The organism is Streptococcus hillyeri, from assembly GCF_003686955.1.
Classification (GTDB): Bacteria; Bacillota; Bacilli; order Lactobacillales; family Streptococcaceae; genus Streptococcus; species Streptococcus hillyeri.
The window spans coordinates 159,834-178,718 of record NZ_RCVM01000002.1 but is presented as its reverse complement, the minus strand read 5'-3'; the positions used below and the strand labels follow the sequence as shown (position 1 = coordinate 178,718).

Sequence of the window (18,885 nt, the reverse complement as noted above, 5' to 3'; positions counted from 1 at the left end):
TAGATCTCCTTAACGAACTAAACTTGGTTTTTTATTGTCAAATTCCCAACCTGGAATCAAGTATTGCATAGCTGTTGCATCATCACGCGCACCTAAACCTTTTTCAAGGTAAAGTTGATTTGCTTTTTTAATAGCTTCCAAATCTGGTGTGATACCTAGTCCGACAGAATCTTTAGCAATATGAATCACACCATTTTCAATTTTATGAGGATTTTTGTCAAGAATTGACCATCTTGCCAGATATAGTGTGTATCGCAGGCGTTAATTGTTCCAGGCGCAGCGGCACCAACATGAGCAACCATAGCAAGTGAAATATCAAAGTGGTTGTTTGAATAAACTCCCCATGTCATACCAAAATCATGACACATTTGAGCAACACGTGTAGACCCTTGCATTGTCCAGAAGTGAGGATCCGCCAATGGAATAGTTACAGAATGTAGGGCCACAGAATGTTGCATTTGTCTCCAGTCAGTAGCAACCATGTTTGTTGCTGTTGGAATGCCAGTTGCTTTCACAAATTCTGCCATAACTTCACGTCCTGAGAAACCATCCTCAGCACCACATGGATCCTCAACATAAGCTGCAATACCTTTTAAATCATTACCAATTTCAATAGCTTCTTTAAGTGACCAAGCACCATTTGGATCTAGGGTGATACGAGCATCTGGGAATTCTTTTTTAAGCGCTTTAATAGCTTTAGCTTCTTCTTTTCCTTCTAATACTCCACCTTTCAGTTTGAAGTCTTTGAAACCATAACGTTTGTAAGCTGCTTTTGCCAACTCAACAATCGCTTCTGGTGTCATTGCTTCTTTACGACGAAGACGTCCCCAATCATCTGATTCATCATCGCCTTGAAGGTATGGTAGATCTGTTTTATTTGGATCAGCAACGTAGAAAAGGTATCCAAGGAATGGCACATCTTCACGCACTTGACCATCTCCAAGAAGGGCAGCTACTGGCACTTTCAAATGTTGACCAAGAAGATCAAGAAGTGGCGTTTCAACTGCTGTTTGAACGTGAACATCTGTAATTTTTTGACCACCTGGTACTTCACCAACACCGAGATTTCCTGAACTATCTTCCAAAATCACGATATTTCTCGTGAAGTATGGGCCGTGTGCACCACTCAAATTCAATAGCATTGAATCATATCCTGCAACAGGGTAGACATCCATTTTAACAACTGTAGGTACTGACATTATTTTCTCCTCTTCACTTTCTTATACTAACTTCTGATTAATGAAATACAGTCGCATCCAATTGAAGACTTGGTAAGGTAGCTTCGTTAAAGCTCAATCCCAAACCAAGACGCGTTGGCACTTTCATTTTTCCATCAACTAATTCAATTTTTTCATTGAACAATCCAACGGTTTCAAACCATTCAAAATGTTCAACCCAAGCATCACCAATATAGCAAGCTGCTAGTGGTAAATGCAACTCCATGCTATAATGCGGTGCTAACGTGATATTATTCTCTTCTGCTCTCTGAATGACCTTACGGTATTGTGTGATACCACCAATTCGAGGGCAATCCAACTGACAGACATCAAAGGCACGTTTTTCAAAGTATGGTAATCCTTCAGCAAAGCTGGTTAACATTTCACCAGTCGCTATCGGTGTTCCTAGCACTTGTGATAATCGTAAGTGACCGTCAACATCATGAGCTTTAACTGGTTCTTCTAACCAAACTAGGTTATATTCATCAAAATACTTCCCAGCTTTAAGCGCTGTTGAAACATCCCATTGTTGATTAGCATCAACCATAATTGGGACATCATCCCCTAATGCTTTTCGTAGGGCTGCTACACGGCGAACATCTTCCATGTAGTCTTTTTGTCCAACTTTGATTTTTATCCCACCAACTCCTTGTTCCAGTACAGAATGGGCATGGGCGATAACTTCATCAATAGAGTCTTGTAAAAATCCTCCTGTTGTATTGTAACAAGGTACAAATTCTTTATGTTGTCCTAGCAATTTACTTAAAGAAAACCCTGCTCGCTGAGACTTGATGTCCCAGAGAGCGATGTCAAACGGTGTGATAGCTTGAACAGCAACACCAGAATCTCCAATTGAAATACTTGACCAAAGCAATTTATCCCATAAACGACTAATATCATTTGGATCTTCCCCAATTAACAACGGCGCATATTCTTTAGCAAGAGCATATTGAGCGGGCCCACCAAACCGTTTGCAGTAAGTGTACCCCATTCCTGTATATCCTGCTTCTGTTTTGATTATTGCAGCAGTTATCATGACTTCTTTTAAGGGCGTCTGTTTCCCTTGGATAACCTTGGCATCGCTAACAGCTTTCTTCAACGGAACACAAATTAATTTAACTTCAATTTCTGTAATTTTATCTACTTGATAAGTCATATTCCTTACCTCTTGCCATTATTTATGACAAAAAACGGGACGGTTTGGATCAAAGGTCCAACCTTCTTCTAAATATTGCATGGCAATCGTATCATCACGATCTTTAAACGGCATTTGTTTGTAAAGTTCATGCTGTTTTTTCAACTTGTCAAGATCAATCTCGACTCCTAATCCAGGTTTGTCAAACAGCTTAATCTTACCATCCTTGATTTCAATTGGTTCTTTCAGTAAGGACTCACCATCTTGCCAAATCCAGTGAGTATCAACTGGAGCAATGTTACCTGGTGCAGCTGCCGCAACGTGTACGAAAGTAGCCAAAGTAATGTCAAAATGATTGTTCGAATGTGACCCCCACGTCAGTCCCCACTCATTAAGCAGATAAGCCATACGAACACTGCCATCTAATGTCCAGAAATGAGGATCAGCTAACACAATATTCACACTTCTTAGCGCTGCCGCATGATGAAATTGTCTCCAGTTAGTTGCAATCATATTGGTTGCTACGGGAATGCCTGTGGCATCACGGTATTCTGCCATAACTTCACGACTAGAGAAACCAGACTCTGGTCCACAAGGGTCCTCGATATAGGTCAGAACATCTTTACGACCTTGCGACAAACGAATCGCTTCTTCTAGTGACCAAGCCCCATTAGGATCAATATTGATTCTGGCATCAGGGAAAGCAGCCTTTAGAGCATCTACAGATTTCATTTCTTCTTCACCAGAAAGGACGCCACCTTTTAATTTAAAATTATTGAAGCCGTATTTATCTTTTAGAACACTAGCTTGCTTTACAATCGCTTCTGGTGTCATCATCTCAGACCGTCGAAGTGACTCCCACGAATCTGTTCCATCTGGTTTTTCATATGGCAAATCTATTTTATTTGAATCTGCTGAATAGAAGAGATAGCCTAAAAATTCCACTTCATCACGCTGCACACCACCTTCTCCTAGCAGTGCAGCAATCGGTAACTCTAAAAATTTACCAAATAGATCAAGCATGGCACATTCAATGGCCGCCTCAGACTGAACCACGAATTTTAAATTTGAAATATTTAATTCTTGAAGTCCACTGCCATCGTCAGCGGCAGATTGTTGACGACTACGGCGAATATTGGTTAGAACTTTACGATATTCACTAACACGTTCACCAATAACAAATGGCTTATAACTGTTTAGTTGTTCAGTAATATGTTCACCACCATGAATCTCACCAATGCCCAGGTTACCTGTCTCATCCTTTAAAACAACGATGTTTCTCGTAAAATACGGCGCATGACAGCCACTCAAGGTTAAGAGTGGGCTATCATGACCCGCTACAGGATAAATATCCATTTCAACAACTTTAGGTGCTTTACCCATACGATACTTCCTTTACTTTTTAAACAATACCAAATGAGGCAAGAACGGCAATGAATATTGAGTTAACTAGTGGGAATGCAGCTCCAAGCCAAAATTCATGGTAGTAACCTTCCTTGTGTGTGAGATGAGTGTAATTTAAACGGTTAATAACTGATCCATTATGTGGCAATGAATCCAAACCGTAACAAGAAATGTTTACCATACGGTGAAGGACATCTGCACTAATACCTTGTTTAAGGAAACGAGGCGCAAATACATTCAATGAAATTGCCTCACCACCTGATGCCGAACCAGTAATACCTGCGACCAAGTTAGTCGCGATAGCTAATTGAATGAGTGGTGGACCAGGAATTTTATCCAAATTCGCAACAAGATAATCAAACCCAGGTGCAACTGCTACAACACCACCAAAACCAACGACTGCTGCAACATTCATGATTGACTTCATGGTTGAATTCACACCATCAGCCATTGTGTTTCGGAAATTCACGAATTTATTGAAGTAAAGTGCAAAACAAACAAGGCAGCCTAAAGTTAATGAAAGATATGGTGCCACATCAAACACATTCATTGCTACAATCAACACAATTGAAGGTGTCAAAGCCTTAATAAAATCCAACGTTGTGGTTTTCTTGTCCATAGCTTTCATCGCTAGAATTTGAGAAGCAGCTTCCATCTTGTGACCACTCTTTTCAAATCCTTCGCCACGATTCTCATTTCTCTTGAGCATCCACCAAATATACCAAGCCCCAAAGAGAATAGAAACACCCGCAGCAATAATCCCTAGAACAGGTGCAGCCGTTGGTTTAGTTCCTAATGACTCCATTGGAATCAAGTTTTGAATAGCAGGTGAACCAGGTAAAATTGCAGTCCACATTGAACCACCATAAACTGATACTGCTATGATAAAATGCCATGGAATGTCTAGTTCTTTAAAAATACGGAAACAGATTGGCGCAATGGTGAAGATAACGACAAATCCACTAACACCACCAAAGGAAAGAATAGCTGTAATAAGTGACAGACCCATCAATACCCAGAATTTAGCATTTTTGCCGCCTTTTCGCATTGACCACTCAGCGATTTTATTGGCAATATCTTGTGCAGCGCCTGAATCACCCAGCATAGAGCCAAGAACAGTTGCTGGTAAGAAGATCAAGAAATTACTTTTCGCAAAACCAGCAAATGACTCAGCGTATTCACCTGTCAACGTCTCTGTCAGTGGCAATCCTGATAAGAAAATAACAACGACTGCCGCAACCGGTCCCAATACTAAAATTGGAATCTGTTTAAATGATCCCCAAATGAGGAAGAATAGCGCTAAGAGTATCCCTAGCAAACTGATAAATCCACTATCCATAGTCATGAACTCCTTTTTAATGACTAATGTCAGCTAACATTAGTGTAGTGTAGTCAACGTAACACCATTCTTGTAAAGACGCTAGCTTTCTCAACAAGATGAGGTTACAACATATTATGATAATAAGTTGCAGTCCTTATATTTCATGTTAATATGATAACGCATTCATAAGTTTTTGTTCAATGTATCACAAACTAGACTTTCAACCTTTTTCTGTCTTTATTTTTAGTCTCTGTAACAAAACCTAAAATACGAAACACATTAAGCTTATCTTCTTTTTTTGACCCTACTCTTCTTTAAATGTAGTATAATTAGTCTAAAGAATATTAAAGCCGAAAGGAAAAACCTATGATTGATGCACTACTTGCTCAGGATATCGTCAACCGGATGAAACATATTATTCAACAAGAATTGAATTTCTTTTCGACAGAGGGGATTATCATTGCCAGTACCGACCCTAGCAGGATTGGTCAACAAAATCATCAAGGCGCACAATTTGTTCTCGAAGCCAATCAAGCCATCGTTATCGAATACGATGATCAGTACAAGGGAGCAAAACAAGGCATCAATCTACCTGTTGCTATTGACCACCAAATGGTTGGAGTCATTGGAATAACTGGTAAAAAAGAGGAGGTTTCACAATATGGTGAAATCATCAAAGAAATGACCGAAGTTCTCATCCTAAACAATATGGCCAAAGAAGTTGTTTACAATCGAAGAAATGCTCACTCCCATATCCTTACGATTATTCAAGATAATGATTCAGCAGAAAATCAGCGATCATTAGATATGGTATATGGTATATGGTATCGACATAGACAATCAGTATTACACGGCCATTGCTGGCCTCCCACTGAATAGTCCCAGCGATTACTTTTTTGAGCAACAAAGCCACTTCTATCTCGATTTAGAAAATCTACTTAGCAAGGATAAACGTACCATTTTTGAAATGCGTGGAAACCTTTTTCTAGCTCTTCTCCCCACGCAAAAATCACAAAAAGTGACAACAACCATCCAACAAATCTGTCAACTTCTTGAACAAAAATACCATATTACACTGATTTTTGGAGCTGGAACTCCTGGAAAAGGACATGGCGAGCTTAAAAAAAGCATTGATCAGGCCAAAACTGCTTTAAGTTGGAACAAACATTTTTCACATCAACAAACCTTAGCTTTCACTGATATGGCTTATGGTTTAGTTTTACACGATGTAAATGCCGGCAACAAATCGTATTTTCTAAACAATCTTTTTAATGACCTTCCCAAGCAAGACATTGAACACATGTTGTCACTGCTTGATACTTACGAATCATGCAATGGCAGCATTAAACAATGTGCGGAAACCTTATTCATTCATAAAAACACCGTCCAATACCAACTCAATAAAATAACCGATTTAACCGGTTATGATCCTCGTGTTTTATCGGATTTTTTCACCTTGAAATTGGCTTCAATCCTCTATAAACTTCAAGATTAGTCCTCTAACTAATAAAAACAACATCAAATAAAGGAGATTTCTATGACTAACACTCTCATCACACAACCTCATCTCGGTGTCGGTACTTGGTTTTTAGGCGAAAGTCCCCACAAAGAAAAAGAGGAAATTGCCGCGTTACAGTACGCCTTATCAAATGGTGTAACTATCGTTGATACTGCAGAAATGTATGGCAATGGCAGAGCCGAAACGTTAGTTGGCAAAGCCATCCAGCCATTTCAACGTGACAAGATTCACCTTGTGTCAAAAGTCTTGCCTTCAAATGCTAATGCTAAACGGTTAGAAGCTAGCCTTGACGCTTCTCTAAGTCGTTTGAAAACGGACTATCTTGACCTTTACCTTTATCATTGGCGAGGTAATACCCCACTGAATGAAACAATTGACATGCTCGAACAAATGAAAAAGAAAGGGAAAATACTGAACTGGGGAGTGTCTAATTTTGATTTAGAAGATATGCAAGAGCTGCTTGAATTACCAGATGGTAAACAGTGTGCAACCAATCAAGTTCTCTACCATCTAGGTTCAAGAGGAATTGAATACGCTTTAAAACCCTTTCAAGATGCTCATCAGATACCGACTATGGCATACTGCCCGTTAGCTCAGGCAGGTGATTTGAATCGTCGCCTTTTGACCAACCAAGATTTGCAAGCGTTAGCAGCAGATTTAAAACTAAACTGTTACCAGTTGTTGCTCTGCTTTACCCTTGCTCAGAAAAACATGGTATCCATTCCTAGAAGCGGCAAACTAGAGCACATGAAACAATTAGTAGCTTGCCAACAGATAACATTAACCCCAAAACAGTTGGACCTTTTAAACCAGCTATTTCCAGCACCACGTCATCGAGTTGCTTTAGACATGGAGTAATCTTAAAAAGCTAGGAATGATTTCCCAGCTTTTTCTTGTATTGGCATCTCAAGTATTGCTCCTACATGTTGAGCATTGGTCATGAGCTATACTAGTCCATTTCATCGGTCTTACCACATCCCCATTGCTTTTTGCATCATTAGACTGACAACAGTTATGGCTATCCAACAAGTGGCACCAACACCGATGGCTTGACCGCCTGTTTTGACTAATGTGATGATGTCTGTATTTAAGCCAATAGCTCCCATAGCCATGACGATAAAGAATTTTGATAAGATTTTGAATTGGTCAAAGAGTTCTACTGTCATTCCCAGACTACTAACTACGGTTGTTAACAGCGAAGCAAGTAGGAAATAAAGGAGAAACATCGGAAAAGATCGCTTAAAACTAAAAGTTGACTGAGCAGCTCCGCCATTTTTCAAAACCTGATAACTTCGATAAAAAGACAAGCCTAGTGTAATTGGAATAATGGCTAAGGTACGGGTTAATTTGACAATAGTTGCCCCATCTAGGGCGTTGCTACCGTGAATCGCGTCCCAAGCTGTCGCTGTCGCCGTCACAGAAGAGGTATCATTGACTGCCGTTCCCGCAAATAGGGCAAAACCTTCATTGGACAGCCCAAGCACCTCTCCCAGCGTTGGAAAAGTAAGCGCAGCTAAGATATTGAACAGGAAGATGACGGAGATCGCCTTAGCCACTTCTTCATCTTTGGCTTCGATAACTGGCGCTGTCGCGGCAATAGCAGAGCCTCCGCAGATAGAAGAGCCCACACCGACTAGAGTTGTGGTATTCACATCCAGTTTGAGCCACTTCTGCAAGACATAGGCGGTGAGTAGTGCAGTTACGATGGTGCTGATGATAATTGGTAACGACGTTAATCCAACAGCCCAGACTTGGGAAAGGTTCAGGCCAAAGCCTAAGAGTACCACAGCTGTCTGTAGCAGGTATTTTGATGTAAAAGTGATTCCTAAACGGGTCTTTTCTCGGTTTTGGTGGACACGTCCTACTAGCATACCAAGAAAAATCGCAAAAACAGGTGCCCCAACTAAAGGAAGCCACTTCCCAAACAACCAAGCTGGTATAGCAAGTCCGATACAAAGTAACAAGCCAGGTAATTTTTTCTGTAGTCCAAACATATATTCTCCTTATCTTGTGACCATTATAGACTTTTTTAAAGCCGTTGTAAAACGACAAAAGAATGGAACTCATCCACTCTTTTTGATTGATGTGCCATTGGTGACTAGCGTGTTTTCGCTTCAGCGGCTTGTAAAATGTCCACGATTTGGTCATAAGTCTCAGCAATATAGGTTGGAATGGCTGTGCTTTCGTTGACCAACTGAATCGGATTAAACCAAATCGTATCAATCCCAGCATTGCTACCGCCTTGAATATCTGCTGAAAGACTATCTCCAATCATGACAGCTTTTGGCGCTTCAAACCCGTCTACCTGCTCTGCTATGGTTTCAAAAAACGCCTTGTCAGGTTTATGGTGGCCAACTTCATCAGAAATGAAAATCTTCTCAAAGTACGGGGCAAGTCCTGAATGGGCTAAGCGACCTTTTTGGATAAAGGTCACCCCATTGGTTGCTCCAAAAAGACGGTAGCCCTGCTGGCACAAGGTCGCCAAAAACTCTGGAACCCCATCAAACACCTGTCCCTGCTGACTGAGGTGGTGCTGGTAACGTTCAGCCATGTAAGCACCGTCCACCTCTTGATTGAAGCGAGCAAATAACTTAGCAAAGCGCGTGCGGATGAGGTCGGGCTTACTGATTTTCCCAGCAGCTAAATCCTCCCACATAGCCTTATTCATCGGTACATAGTAATCTTTATAAGATTGAATATCAGTCACACCAGCTTCGGTTAATAATGCTTCTAAAGCCACATCCTCAGCCGCACCAAAATCAAGAAGCGTGTGATCAAGGTCGAAGAGTAGAAAGTTGTAAGGCATCATTATACCTCTCATGTATGTAATTGGATTTATTATACCATATAATTTAATACTTAACAAAAATCAAAAATTACTTTTTATTTCTTTCTTAAAAGTGCGGACGCTCAAAAGGTTTGGGGAACCTTTTGAGGTGGGAAATAGAGTTGACAAAGTCAATATCAAAACCTCCTACGGAGTTTCATTGCTAGATTTGAGCTTATCTCTATCGCAGTAGATGATTTGCTGTACTTGTCGACTACTCGACAGCGTCCAACCTAATCATCCTTGCGGGGGAACTACTACGAAATTGATTCTCAATTTCTGTAGTTCTCCCAAAAAGTCCGTTCTTATCAAGAGTTTACTCTGAGCTCCTGTATTTCTAAGCTCAGACTGAAACTGTCCACTGGGCAATTTCACTGCTAAGAATACCACTATAGCGAAAGAAACATTTCAGCCTCACTTCGTTCGATAGTGCCTCAAAAGTATTAGAGGTTCTAAAATGCTAATTTTGATTTTCGATGAGTATAAAACTTGTGCCCAACTATACTTTCCGTAACCTCTCATGAAAAAGAGAGTGGGACAGAAGTCATGATTTCGAAGAAATTGACTTCGTCGTCCCACCTCCGCACAGTTGATTAGGATGGCCGCTAACGATTGCGTGGTAGTAAAATAGTCCAGTGGACTATTTTAGGTGGACACTTGAAAATGAAGAAGTGTCCAGTTGCAGACCTTCAATCAACCACTGCGTCAATCTGTTATTACCATTAAAAATAGAAGGTTGAGATATTTATGTCCCAACCTCACTTTATCTATCTTATTCTAAATCTTCACCATTAGAAGCAATAACTTTCTGATACCAATAGAATGAATCTTTTGGAGTGCGATTGAATGTTCCATTACCCTCATCATCTTTATCAACATAGATAAAGCCGTAACGTTTTCTCATCTCTCCTGTTCCAGAAGAAACAATGTCTATACAACCCCAAGTTGTATATGCAATCAAGTCTACTCCATTTTCAATTGCTTTGGACATGGCAGCAATATGACTTCTGTGATAATTTATACGATACTTGTCATGGATACTTCCGTCATCTTCCACCTTATCAATTGCCCCTAGTCCATTTTCAACTACCATCAATGGAATTTTGTAGCGATCATAAATTTTTTCAAGATAGTATGTTAATCCTACTGGGTCTTCCGCCCAACCCCAGTCAGAGTACTCAAGATATTCATTACGGGCACCAGTTGAATAATTACCTTCAACACGGTCTTTCTCATCCAATGTATGAGTAGTGACGTTGTTGGACATGTAGTAAGAGAATGTGTAAATATCTACTTTACCTTTTTTGAGTTCTTCTAAGTCTTCATCTGTCATATCAAGTTTCACATCATATTGATTCCACAGACGCTTAGCATAAGTCGGATACTCTCCATTAACTTGCACATCACCACAATAATAGATACCTTGTTGCCACTTATACTCATTTGCGAGAATATCTCTTGGATCACAAGTTGCAGGGTAGAAAGTGATTCCACAAATCATGCATCCTATTTTATTTTCTGGGTCAATCTCGTGACCAATTTGTACTGCTTTTGCACTTGCAACAAATTGATAATGAAGTTGTTGGAAACCGTTTTGGAACATCTCATTTGTTGCCGTTCTGCCAAACATATCTAACATCATCACAGTATTATTGATTTCATTAAATGTTAACCAATATTTAACTAATCCTTTATACTCAGTAAAAATAGTTCTCGCATATTCTGCATAAAAGTCAATCAATTTACGGTTGTTCCAACCACCATATTTTACTTCTAGGTTAAGAGGAGTATCGAAATGCCAGATAGACACCAAGGGTTCTATTCCATACTTATGGCATTCTTTAAAAACATCACGGTAGAATTCAATCCCCTCAGGGTTTGGCTCCGCATCATCTCCGTTAGGAAAAATACGACTCCAAGAAATTGATAACCTAAAAATGGTATATCCCATCTCTGCAAACAACTTGATATCTTCTTTATAGCGATGATAGAAATCCACACCATCATGGTTGGGATAGTAATGGTCTTCTAAGATGGCATACTTAGCACCTTCAGGAATAACAGCATGATGACCTCGACCAGCAGCAGTATCCGGTTTACCATCTTTATCAATATAGGTTGTTTGCCTAGGAATATCTTTTGTTCCACCTGTTGTAACATCTAGTTTGATAAGGCCGCGCCCACCAACATTGTACGCACCTTCTGCCTGAGTGGCAGCTAAGGCTCCACCCCATAGAAAATCTTTTGGAAATTTTGTGTTTGACATAATCATTCTCTTTCCTATACTAGACTTCAATTGTAACCAATTGATCACCTGAATTCACTTGACCTGATGCAATGATATTAACTTTTGTAAAATCAGCAGAATTCGTAACAATAATCGGTGTAATTGTTTGCAGTTTTGCTTCACGAATTTCTGACAAGTTAAACTCGATTAATTTTTCTCCTGCTTGCACTTTATCACCCGCTTTAACAAAAGTTTTAAATCCTTTACCAGCAAGAGAGACTGTATCCATACCAACATGAATCAAGACTTCAGCACCATTATCAGTTTTCATACCAATAGCATGCCCTGTTGGGAAAACCAATGTAATTTCACCATTAGCAGGTGCGACTACTGTACCGTCAGCAGGATCAATTGCAATACCTTCACCCATACTTCCTGAAGCAAATACTTCATCTGGAACATTTTTCAAATCAACGATAGTACCAATCATAGGACTAGTTAGAACTTGTGAGGAAACAGGTTTTGAAGTAACTTTTATTTCTGAAGATTCCTCTCCACCAAATAGTGTTGGTACTGGTAAAACAAATTGAACAGCAAACGAAAGAGCAATAGCCAATAAATCAAGAGCGATAATAATAAACATTGGTTTCAAGCCTTCTGTTGGACTAATGTAGCCTGGAATACCAAAGATACCTAGTGCACCCATCGCATAGTTTTTAAGTCCAAAGAATTGTGTCCAACCACCTAGAACAGCAGATACAGCACATGAAATCAAGAATGGCGTCTTCATCGGAAGTGTAATACCATAGATAGATGGTTCAGTAACACCAAAGATTGATGAAATGAAAGCTGGCCAACCTACAGATTTAACTTTAGATTCCTTTGTTTTAAGCAAAATAGCAAGAAGAACACCTGTTTGAGTAAAGGCTACAATTGAGTTTTGAACAATGATAGTAGTCCAACCTTCGTTTGAGAATTGCAAAATAGCAAGAGGAATAATTGCCCAGTGTAGACCAAACATAACGAGCACTTGCCAAAGTGCTGCTAAAATAGCACCGTAAACAAACGGATTGAAATCAAGGATTGTCATAAATCCTTTTGATAGTCCATCAGAAATTAAATTAGCTACAGGCCCTACAATTGCAAATGTCAACGGCACTGTTACTAGCAAAGTCACAAATGGCACTAAAAACATTTTAGCAACTTCTGGTGAGACTTTTTTCATGAAACGTTCCACATGAGATGCAAACCAAATTGCTAAAATGATTGGAATAACAGTGGATAGATAGCTACCAGAAGCAGGTAGGGCAAACGGAAGACCTAACAATGTTGTTAAACCTGCTTCTTTCAATGCTTCAACACCTGCTGGAAGTGACGGGAATACTAGTGCCGCCCCAATAGCTGCTGTTACAGCAAGAATAATTGGTAAGAATTGGTAGAGACCATCACCAGTAGCATTTAATACTAGGGCTAAAGTTGATGTCTGAGGTGTAATTGCAAATACTGCTTTTAATAATGCCACTAAACCTTTAATAATACCAGCTGCCGCCATGACACCTAGAATAGGTTGAAAAATTCCTGAAATAACATCTATAACTCTACTAAAGATATTACCTCCAGTATCAGAATGAACAGTATCCCCTGAACGCACAACTCCTGCAATACCTTGTTCTAAGACTGCTGCATATACATCAGGAACATGATTACCAATAACAACTTGATACTGTCCACTTGCTTGAACAACGGTAACAATACCATCTCTTTTCTTTAAGTATTCTGTATCTGCTTTTGATACGTCCTTTAAAGTAAATCGTAGGCGAGTTACACAATGTTGTAAATCAACAACATTATCTTTACCACCAACGTGTTTCACAATATCTTTAGCCAAAGCTGTATAATCTTTTGCCATATTGAGTAACTCCTTAATAAATTTTATTTATGAACAAATTATATGATGGATAGCGTTTACATTCAATGGCATTAATTAAGTTGTTTACTGTCAAAAAGTAAGATATAATAATCTTATGAGACTAACTGAAAAACAATTACATGAGTTACTATTTACTCATACTGAAAATGAATCTTACTACCTTAATAATCCTGGAACTCTATCTGTTCGTTACAGTGAGGAATACACACCTCGGCAATTTATTAATGGTAAAGAAGTTATGATTATTGATGTCCCCCAGTTGAATGATTCTCCTTTATTTGTTAGAAAAGATTCACGCTATACTTTTTTACCATTCCATTGCTATAATGATATTAATATGAACTATATCTATTCTGGAACATGTACCTATTTTATAGAAGGCAAAGAAATTACTCTAAAAGCAGGCGACGTCTGCATTTTCGACAAACGCGTTATACGAGCAAAAATGCGACCTGATTACGGTGATATTATCATCAATATCAATATGAAAAATGATTATTTTAATTCTCTGCTATCATTTAATCAAACTAATGTACTTTTAGATTTCATGAATCGAACTTTAATAAATAATGACAGCCATGATAACTACATTATTTTCAAAACAAGAAATAACGATCAAATAACTAATCTCTTTAACAAACTTCTTATTGAGTACTACTCAAATCAAATTTACAGTTTAATTGCTATCCAACATTACTTTTCATTAATACTTTTAGAACTACTATACCTAGATTTTGAATCATCTGAAATTCATTTCTCTGATAAATTAGATACTCGTATTTTCCAAATTATAAATCACATTGAAAAAAATTATAAAACAATCACTCTGAGAGATTTAGCCAATCTATTTAATTATCATGAAAAGTACCTTTCTACTTTACTTAGTAAAAATTATGGTAAATCTTTTAAAGAGATTCAATTTGACTGTAAATTAAAAGAAGTCGAAAAATACCTAATTCATTCTGATTTACCAATCTCAGAAATAGCATTACTTTCTGGCTTTAGCAATCAGAACCAATTATATAAAAAGTTTAAAGAAAAATACGGTACTTTACCTAAAAAGTACCGCATACAGTATAAACTTCATCAATAATACCATTGTAAATAGTATCTTATTTCCTATAATGACTTAGAATACCATACTGATTTGCAAATAATTATAAAACACCATAAAGAATACAGCCAAGCTGAGTATGAATGCAGCTTTTAGAACTTTATACCTCACAAATAAAGCTTTAAAAATTCCAATCTGTCATTTTTATAATAACATGCACGTGTCGATCATCAAATCCAATTACTGCAATAATGTCGCTGTTACCTCATATCTGTTTTCGATATCATTATACTTCTTCTCTCACCCCGTATTGATAAGGGATTCCAAGATTTTCACGGAGGGTCTCCCCTTCATAGTCTGTATGGAAAATCCCACGCTCTTGAAGGATTGGAACAACTTCCTCAACAAAACGTTTTAAATCTGATTCATAGACATCTGGCATAACCCAGAAACCATCAGCTGCGCCACTTTCAAACCATTCTGTCAAGTGATCTGCAATGTCCTCTGGTGTACCGACTGCGGCAGGGTGATAGTCAATAACTGAGTGATAAACCACTTCTCGTAATGTCCAACCTTCACGCGCTACTCGAATGATGTTTTCTGTCCGTGGGTCGCTATATGGAGTAATCGTTACGCTGTCAAGAATTTCAGAAGCAATAGTTTTTTCAATATCCGCCATGGTAAATTGGACTCCCAAGGCATAGCCGATATGAGCTACCCGTTGATAAAAAGTATCTTCATCAATGAATCTTGCATGACGTTCTAAGGCGTCCTTTTTACTGTCTCCAATGAGAGGCATGACACCCGCGATAAAAGCAACGGATCCTGGTTGACGACCATTTTTAACAGCTGCTTGACTGAGTTCCTGGCGCATGGCTTTCCCTTGTTCAATGGTCCAGACTTCACCGACATAGACATCTGCATGCTGACCAGCAAAGGCAATACTATTACCAGAACCTCCTGAGTAAAAAATTGGCGGTTGACCTTGTTTTGATGGTGGAATTGGCAAGGTTCCCGATGTTTCAACATACTGACCTTTTACAGTAACAGACTTGACTTTCTCATAATCCGCAAAAATCTGCTTGTCATGATCTAGTTTAAGCGCATCTTCTTCCCAAGTTGCCCATAAGGCTTGGACTGCTTGCGTAAATTCTGCCGCCTTGCCATAACGGTCAAAGCTAGATGGAAGGTGCACACCATAGGCATTAGCGCTGACGCCATTAGCACCAGTTACGGCATTCCAAGCCACACGACCTTTACTAATCGCATCTAGCGTCTTGAATTGGCGAGCAACTTCGTAAGGATTGTTCCAAGACGTCGCTCTAGTAATCCCTAAACCAATATGCTTTGTCTGGCTAGCAATGACTGTCGCAATCAATAAAGGATCCAACCCCATGGTCTGCATATCAGCATCAGCCACTGCTTTTGTTCCTGGAAAATCACCAAAGAACATGAATTGGAATTTTCCTTTTTCAGCTAGTTGTGCCGCTTTGACATCCACTGAAATATCTGGGTAGTCTTGGAGGCGCACTTCCTGTGCTGTCCAAGATTTAAAGTTTAAACCAGCGGCTCCAAACATGGCAAGACCGAGTTTCATTTGTTTCTTTTCCGTCATGATAGTTTCCTCATTTTCATCTATATTAAATCGTTTAGATTAAATCCTCAATACCTGACATGAGTTTGTCCATGATTACTGAGACAGGCTCAATCTTGTCAATCATTGAAATACCGAGACCAAATGAGGCAAAGCCCTTGCTGAGATCTCCAAAGAGCATCCCATCACGCATGCCATTGTAGCCACGTTGAACAGCGAAAATCTCTTCTTCTGTCGCTCCGCTATTGCTCATTTCTAACAGTTTGTTTGGAATCTCACCTGGCAATGAGCGGTAGTAGGCCGGAACGGTACGGTATAGTAAGAGATCTGTAGCGTCAGCTTCCAAGGCCATGTCTTTGATATTTTGCGCCACGATAGATTCTTCTGACATCATAAAGGCTGTACCAACGTAGAGCCCTTCTGCCCCTAGGGCAAAGGCTGCGCGGGCAGTTCTTGCATCTGCGATACCACCTGCTGCCATAACAGGGACACGACCTTTAGCAGCATCCACAATCATAGGAACAATGGAGAAGGTTCCAATCACTTGACTAGGAACCGTTCCCCCTTCGTCAAATCCAGTTGCCACAATAATGTCTGCCCCACCTCGAATGGCTTCTTCCGTATTTTGAGCTGTTGGGTTTTCTGCTCGAAAAACAATTTTGATGCCTTTTTCTTTAAATTTTGCAGCCCAGTAAGCTGAAAATTGCCCAACCATAACAGCTACTGGAACCTTTTCTTCAACCATGAGCTCAAGCATAGGACCAGTAAAAATATCGGTTAATTCATGCCCAGGCGCCACATTGATACCCAGAGGTTTATCCGTAATCTCACGGGCAATACGGATTTCACGGCGCATGTTTTCAATGGTTTCTTCAACCGTTGTTGCAGCTACCTTTTGACCTGCACTAATCCCTAACACACCTAGTCCACCAGCTGCACTCACAGCCGCAGCGTACTTCCCATTTGTTAACCATGCTAAAGGTCCTTGAATAATTGGTTTTTCAATCCCTAAAATGTCTGTTACACGATTTGCCATCTTTTTCTCGCTTTCTTTGTTTCACTATGTTATAGTGTTTATATTACAAGTGTCATTTAAAAAGGTCAATGGACACTTAGCGAACATTTGTCACTTAGGTGACACATTAGAAAGGATTGTCATATTGAAACAAGATTTACGCTTTGAAAAAACCGAAAAAGCCCTCCAAAAGGCTTTTCTTAGCTTATTACAAACCAAAGAGCTCTCAAAAATATCTGTCAAAGAACTCTGTGAACTGGCCCAAGTATCTCGTAATGCTTTTTACCAACACTATGAAACGAAAGAACATCTTTACGATAACATTCTCAATGAGCTTCTCCTTTCTATCAAAGATGCTTGCCGTCCTGTTGCTAAAGACCTTAGCCATATCACACCGGGAGAAAACCGTCAGTTTTTAGACAATATCCTAAATGCTGTGGACCACAATCGTTTTATCATTCATCAGCTTCTGACCAGTCAACCAGCTAACTTTTCTACAGCTTTCCAACAGATGATTGTGACTGCTAATCTAGATGGCAGCCAAAAACTTGGTTTGACCATAGACACAGCTTCTATCCACATCTTCTCTGGCGCTATTGTCGCCTTTGTCGAATACTGGTTGTTAGAGACTGATTTGTCACTTACAGAGGCTCAAGATAAGCTTTTTGCCATCGTTGGACAGATGAGGGTGGGGTGAAAATGTCCAACACAATAACAAAAAACAAGTGTCTTCCATTACGTCATTAAGCTAGGAGGCCACTTGTTTTTTCTTATGATGACTATCGTTTCTGCAAAAAATACTTTATCTTAGAGTTAAAAACACTTCTAACTCCTTAGCAAAATCTTCCGCATACTGAAAGATCGACCCATGGCCTGCATGAGGATAGATAATCAGTTGGCTATTCGCAATCTTGTCATGAATGATGTAGGAGTTTTCTGTTGGTACCATCATGTCCTTGTCACCATTGACAATCAGGGTTGGTGGGGTCACAAACTGTAGGTCATCTTCAGGTGCTTCCCCCAGGTTTTAATGGCTTTTAACTGGCGCAAAAAACTGGGCACAGCCATCTCTTTGTCTGCATAAGCTTTCTTGCGACTGGCTAGGCGACTGAGCACCTTATCTGCTTCTGCTCTGCCATTGTCATCATGACCATAAAAAATATAACGTTTAGGGTCCACACGATGCCAAGCAGCTCGTGCCATATAACGGAAGGTCTTTGCTGTTACCTGATCAATACCAAGTCCGCCACGGTGACCAGTCCCTACTAAAATCAAGCGATTCACCAAAGTTGGAGCCATACGCACCACTTCTTGAGCAATCATCCCCCCATAGACAGACCGAGAAGGTTAATTTTGTTGTAGCCTAGGGCTTTGACAATATCTATCATCTGCTCTGCCATTCCTGGAATGGTACCTGCAACCTTACCGTCGCTGTCCCCAACACCAGGTAAATCAAGTAAAATGACATGCTGTGTTTGGGTCAAAAGGTCTATGAGTTTAGGGTCCCAATTATCCATGGTTGCTGCGAGATGGACTAACATAACCAAAGGATAGTCTGACTTCCCCTTACCGATTTCACGGTAGGCAATGTTCTTCTCTTGAACAGTAAGGTATTGGTTTTTGGTTTCTAAATAAGCCATGC

General features: G+C 39.6%; 14 protein-coding genes and 2 pseudogenes. 5 read left to right on the top strand and 11 right to left on the bottom strand.

All coding sequences use genetic code 11. From position 1 onward, the window contains the following. Window positions 1–9: 9 nt before the first annotated feature. From EAF07_RS02445 to EAF07_RS02430, 4 genes and pseudogenes are all read right to left on the bottom strand, one after another. Window positions 10–1,199: pseudogene (locus tag EAF07_RS02445) on the bottom strand (enolase C-terminal domain-like protein). 37 nt (window positions 1,200–1,236) lie between these two features. Continuing rightward, complete coding sequence (locus tag EAF07_RS02440; RefSeq protein ID WP_121834705.1) at window positions 1,237–2,373, bottom strand: L-talarate/galactarate dehydratase; 1,137 nt, start codon at window positions 2,371–2,373, stop codon at window positions 1,237–1,239. 18 nt (window positions 2,374–2,391) lie between these two features. Then, the gene (locus EAF07_RS02435) at window positions 2,392–3,735 is read right to left on the bottom strand and encodes an enolase C-terminal domain-like protein (RefSeq protein WP_121834704.1); all 1,344 of its coding nucleotides are present in this window, start codon (window positions 3,733–3,735) and stop codon (window positions 2,392–2,394) included. A 19-nt stretch (window positions 3,736–3,754) separates the two neighbouring features. Beyond that, the gene (locus tag EAF07_RS02430; RefSeq protein ID WP_121834703.1) at window positions 3,755–5,095 is read right to left on the bottom strand and encodes a GntP family permease; all 1,341 of its coding nucleotides are present in this window, start codon (window positions 5,093–5,095) and stop codon (window positions 3,755–3,757) included. A 387-nt stretch (window positions 5,096–5,482) separates the two neighbouring features. On the opposite strand from EAF07_RS02430, the gene EAF07_RS10730 reads away from it, so the two are divergent. The 3 genes from EAF07_RS10730 to EAF07_RS02420 are packed head-to-tail and all read left to right on the top strand — an operon-like array spanning window position 5,483 to window position 7,454. After that, the gene (locus tag EAF07_RS10730) at window positions 5,483–5,956 is read left to right on the top strand and encodes a sugar diacid recognition domain-containing protein (RefSeq protein ID WP_245962680.1); all 474 of its coding nucleotides are present in this window, start codon (window positions 5,483–5,485) and stop codon (window positions 5,954–5,956) included. After that, window positions 5,892–6,572 carry a PucR family transcriptional regulator gene (locus EAF07_RS10725; protein ID WP_245962679.1) on the top strand — a complete coding sequence of 227 codons (681 nt, stop codon included), beginning with the start codon at window positions 5,892–5,894 and terminating at the stop codon, window positions 6,570–6,572. Before EAF07_RS10730 ends, EAF07_RS10725 begins: the two co-directional genes overlap by 65 nt. 42 nt (window positions 6,573–6,614) lie before the next feature. Further along, on the top strand, window positions 6,615–7,454 hold the full coding sequence (locus EAF07_RS02420) for an aldo/keto reductase (protein WP_121834702.1): 840 nt from the start codon (window positions 6,615–6,617) through the stop codon (window positions 7,452–7,454). Window positions 7,455–7,564: 110 nt separating this feature from the next. Here the strand turns inward: EAF07_RS02420 and EAF07_RS02415 are convergent, their stop codons facing one another. From EAF07_RS02415 to EAF07_RS02400, 4 genes are all read right to left on the bottom strand, one after another. Continuing rightward, window positions 7,565–8,590 (bottom strand): YeiH family protein, encoded by a 1,026-nt coding sequence (locus EAF07_RS02415; protein WP_121834701.1) that lies wholly within the window; start codon window positions 8,588–8,590, stop codon window positions 7,565–7,567. A gap of 104 nt (window positions 8,591–8,694) precedes the next feature. Next, complete coding sequence (gene pynA / locus EAF07_RS02410) at window positions 8,695–9,402, bottom strand: pyrimidine 5'-nucleotidase PynA (protein WP_121834700.1); 708 nt, start codon at window positions 9,400–9,402, stop codon at window positions 8,695–8,697. Window positions 9,403–10,195: 793 nt separating this feature from the next. After that, entirely contained in the window at window positions 10,196–11,689 is a 1,494-nt protein-coding gene (locus EAF07_RS02405; protein WP_121834699.1) for a family 1 glycosylhydrolase, read from the bottom strand. A gap of 19 nt (window positions 11,690–11,708) precedes the next feature. Then, window positions 11,709–13,559 carry a beta-glucoside-specific PTS transporter subunit IIABC gene (locus EAF07_RS02400; protein WP_121834698.1) on the bottom strand — a complete coding sequence of 617 codons (1,851 nt, stop codon included), beginning with the start codon at window positions 13,557–13,559 and terminating at the stop codon, window positions 11,709–11,711. 115 nt (window positions 13,560–13,674) lie between these two features. Here EAF07_RS02400 and EAF07_RS02395 point away from each other — a divergent pair, with 115 nt between their 5' ends. Next, window positions 13,675–14,673, top strand: coding sequence for an AraC family transcriptional regulator (locus tag EAF07_RS02395; RefSeq protein WP_121834697.1), 999 nt, complete (start codon window positions 13,675–13,677; stop codon window positions 14,671–14,673). Between the two features lie 247 nt (window positions 14,674–14,920). Here EAF07_RS02395 and EAF07_RS02390 read toward each other — a convergent pair whose 3' ends face one another. Beyond that, entirely contained in the window at window positions 14,921–16,249 is a 1,329-nt protein-coding gene (locus EAF07_RS02390; protein ID WP_121834696.1) for an NtaA/DmoA family FMN-dependent monooxygenase, read from the bottom strand. Window positions 16,250–16,283: 34 nt separating this feature from the next. Then, on the bottom strand, window positions 16,284–17,264 hold the full coding sequence (locus EAF07_RS02385; RefSeq protein ID WP_121834695.1) for an NAD(P)H-dependent flavin oxidoreductase: 981 nt from the start codon (window positions 17,262–17,264) through the stop codon (window positions 16,284–16,286). Between the two features lie 124 nt (window positions 17,265–17,388). Between EAF07_RS02385 and EAF07_RS02380 the strand changes: the two genes are divergently transcribed. Further along, window positions 17,389–17,940 carry a TetR/AcrR family transcriptional regulator gene (locus EAF07_RS02380; protein WP_183121644.1) on the top strand — a complete coding sequence of 184 codons (552 nt, stop codon included), beginning with the start codon at window positions 17,389–17,391 and terminating at the stop codon, window positions 17,938–17,940. A 105-nt stretch (window positions 17,941–18,045) separates the two neighbouring features. On the opposite strand, the pseudogene EAF07_RS02375 reads toward EAF07_RS02380, so the two are convergent. After that, a pseudogene (locus EAF07_RS02375) lies at window positions 18,046–18,883 on the bottom strand (alpha/beta fold hydrolase). Window positions 18,884–18,885 lie beyond the last annotated feature (2 nt).

What these genes read in the sequence shown, in the direction of transcription:
- EAF07_RS02430 (WP_121834703.1), bottom strand. Translation starts at nt 5,095, where the DNA reads ATGGATAGTGGATTTATCAGTTTGCTAGGGATACTCTTAGCGCTATTC.
- EAF07_RS02440 (WP_121834705.1), bottom strand. Translation starts at nt 2,373, where the DNA reads ATGACTTATCAAGTAGATAAAATTACAGAAATTGAAGTTAAATTAATT.
- EAF07_RS02415 (WP_121834701.1), bottom strand. Translation starts at nt 8,590, where the DNA reads ATGTTTGGACTACAGAAAAAATTACCTGGCTTGTTACTTTGTATCGGA.
- EAF07_RS02390 (WP_121834696.1), bottom strand. Translation starts at nt 16,249, where the DNA reads ATGACGGAAAAGAAACAAATGAAACTCGGTCTTGCCATGTTTGGAGCC.
- pynA (WP_121834700.1), bottom strand. Translation starts at nt 9,402, where the DNA reads ATGCCTTACAACTTTCTACTCTTCGACCTTGATCACACGCTTCTTGAT.
- EAF07_RS02420 (WP_121834702.1), top strand. Translation starts at nt 6,615, where the DNA reads ATGACTAACACTCTCATCACACAACCTCATCTCGGTGTCGGTACTTGG.
- EAF07_RS10725 (WP_245962679.1), top strand. Translation starts at nt 5,892, where the DNA reads ATGGTATATGGTATCGACATAGACAATCAGTATTACACGGCCATTGCT.
- EAF07_RS10730 (WP_245962680.1), top strand. Translation starts at nt 5,483, where the DNA reads ATGAAACATATTATTCAACAAGAATTGAATTTCTTTTCGACAGAGGGG.
- EAF07_RS02385 (WP_121834695.1), bottom strand. Translation starts at nt 17,264, where the DNA reads ATGGCAAATCGTGTAACAGACATTTTAGGGATTGAAAAACCAATTATT.
- EAF07_RS02395 (WP_121834697.1), top strand. Translation starts at nt 13,675, where the DNA reads ATGAGACTAACTGAAAAACAATTACATGAGTTACTATTTACTCATACT.
- EAF07_RS02435 (WP_121834704.1), bottom strand. Translation starts at nt 3,735, where the DNA reads ATGGGTAAAGCACCTAAAGTTGTTGAAATGGATATTTATCCTGTAGCG.
- EAF07_RS02405 (WP_121834699.1), bottom strand. Translation starts at nt 11,689, where the DNA reads ATGTCAAACACAAAATTTCCAAAAGATTTTCTATGGGGTGGAGCCTTA.
- EAF07_RS02400 (WP_121834698.1), bottom strand. Translation starts at nt 13,559, where the DNA reads ATGGCAAAAGATTATACAGCTTTGGCTAAAGATATTGTGAAACACGTT.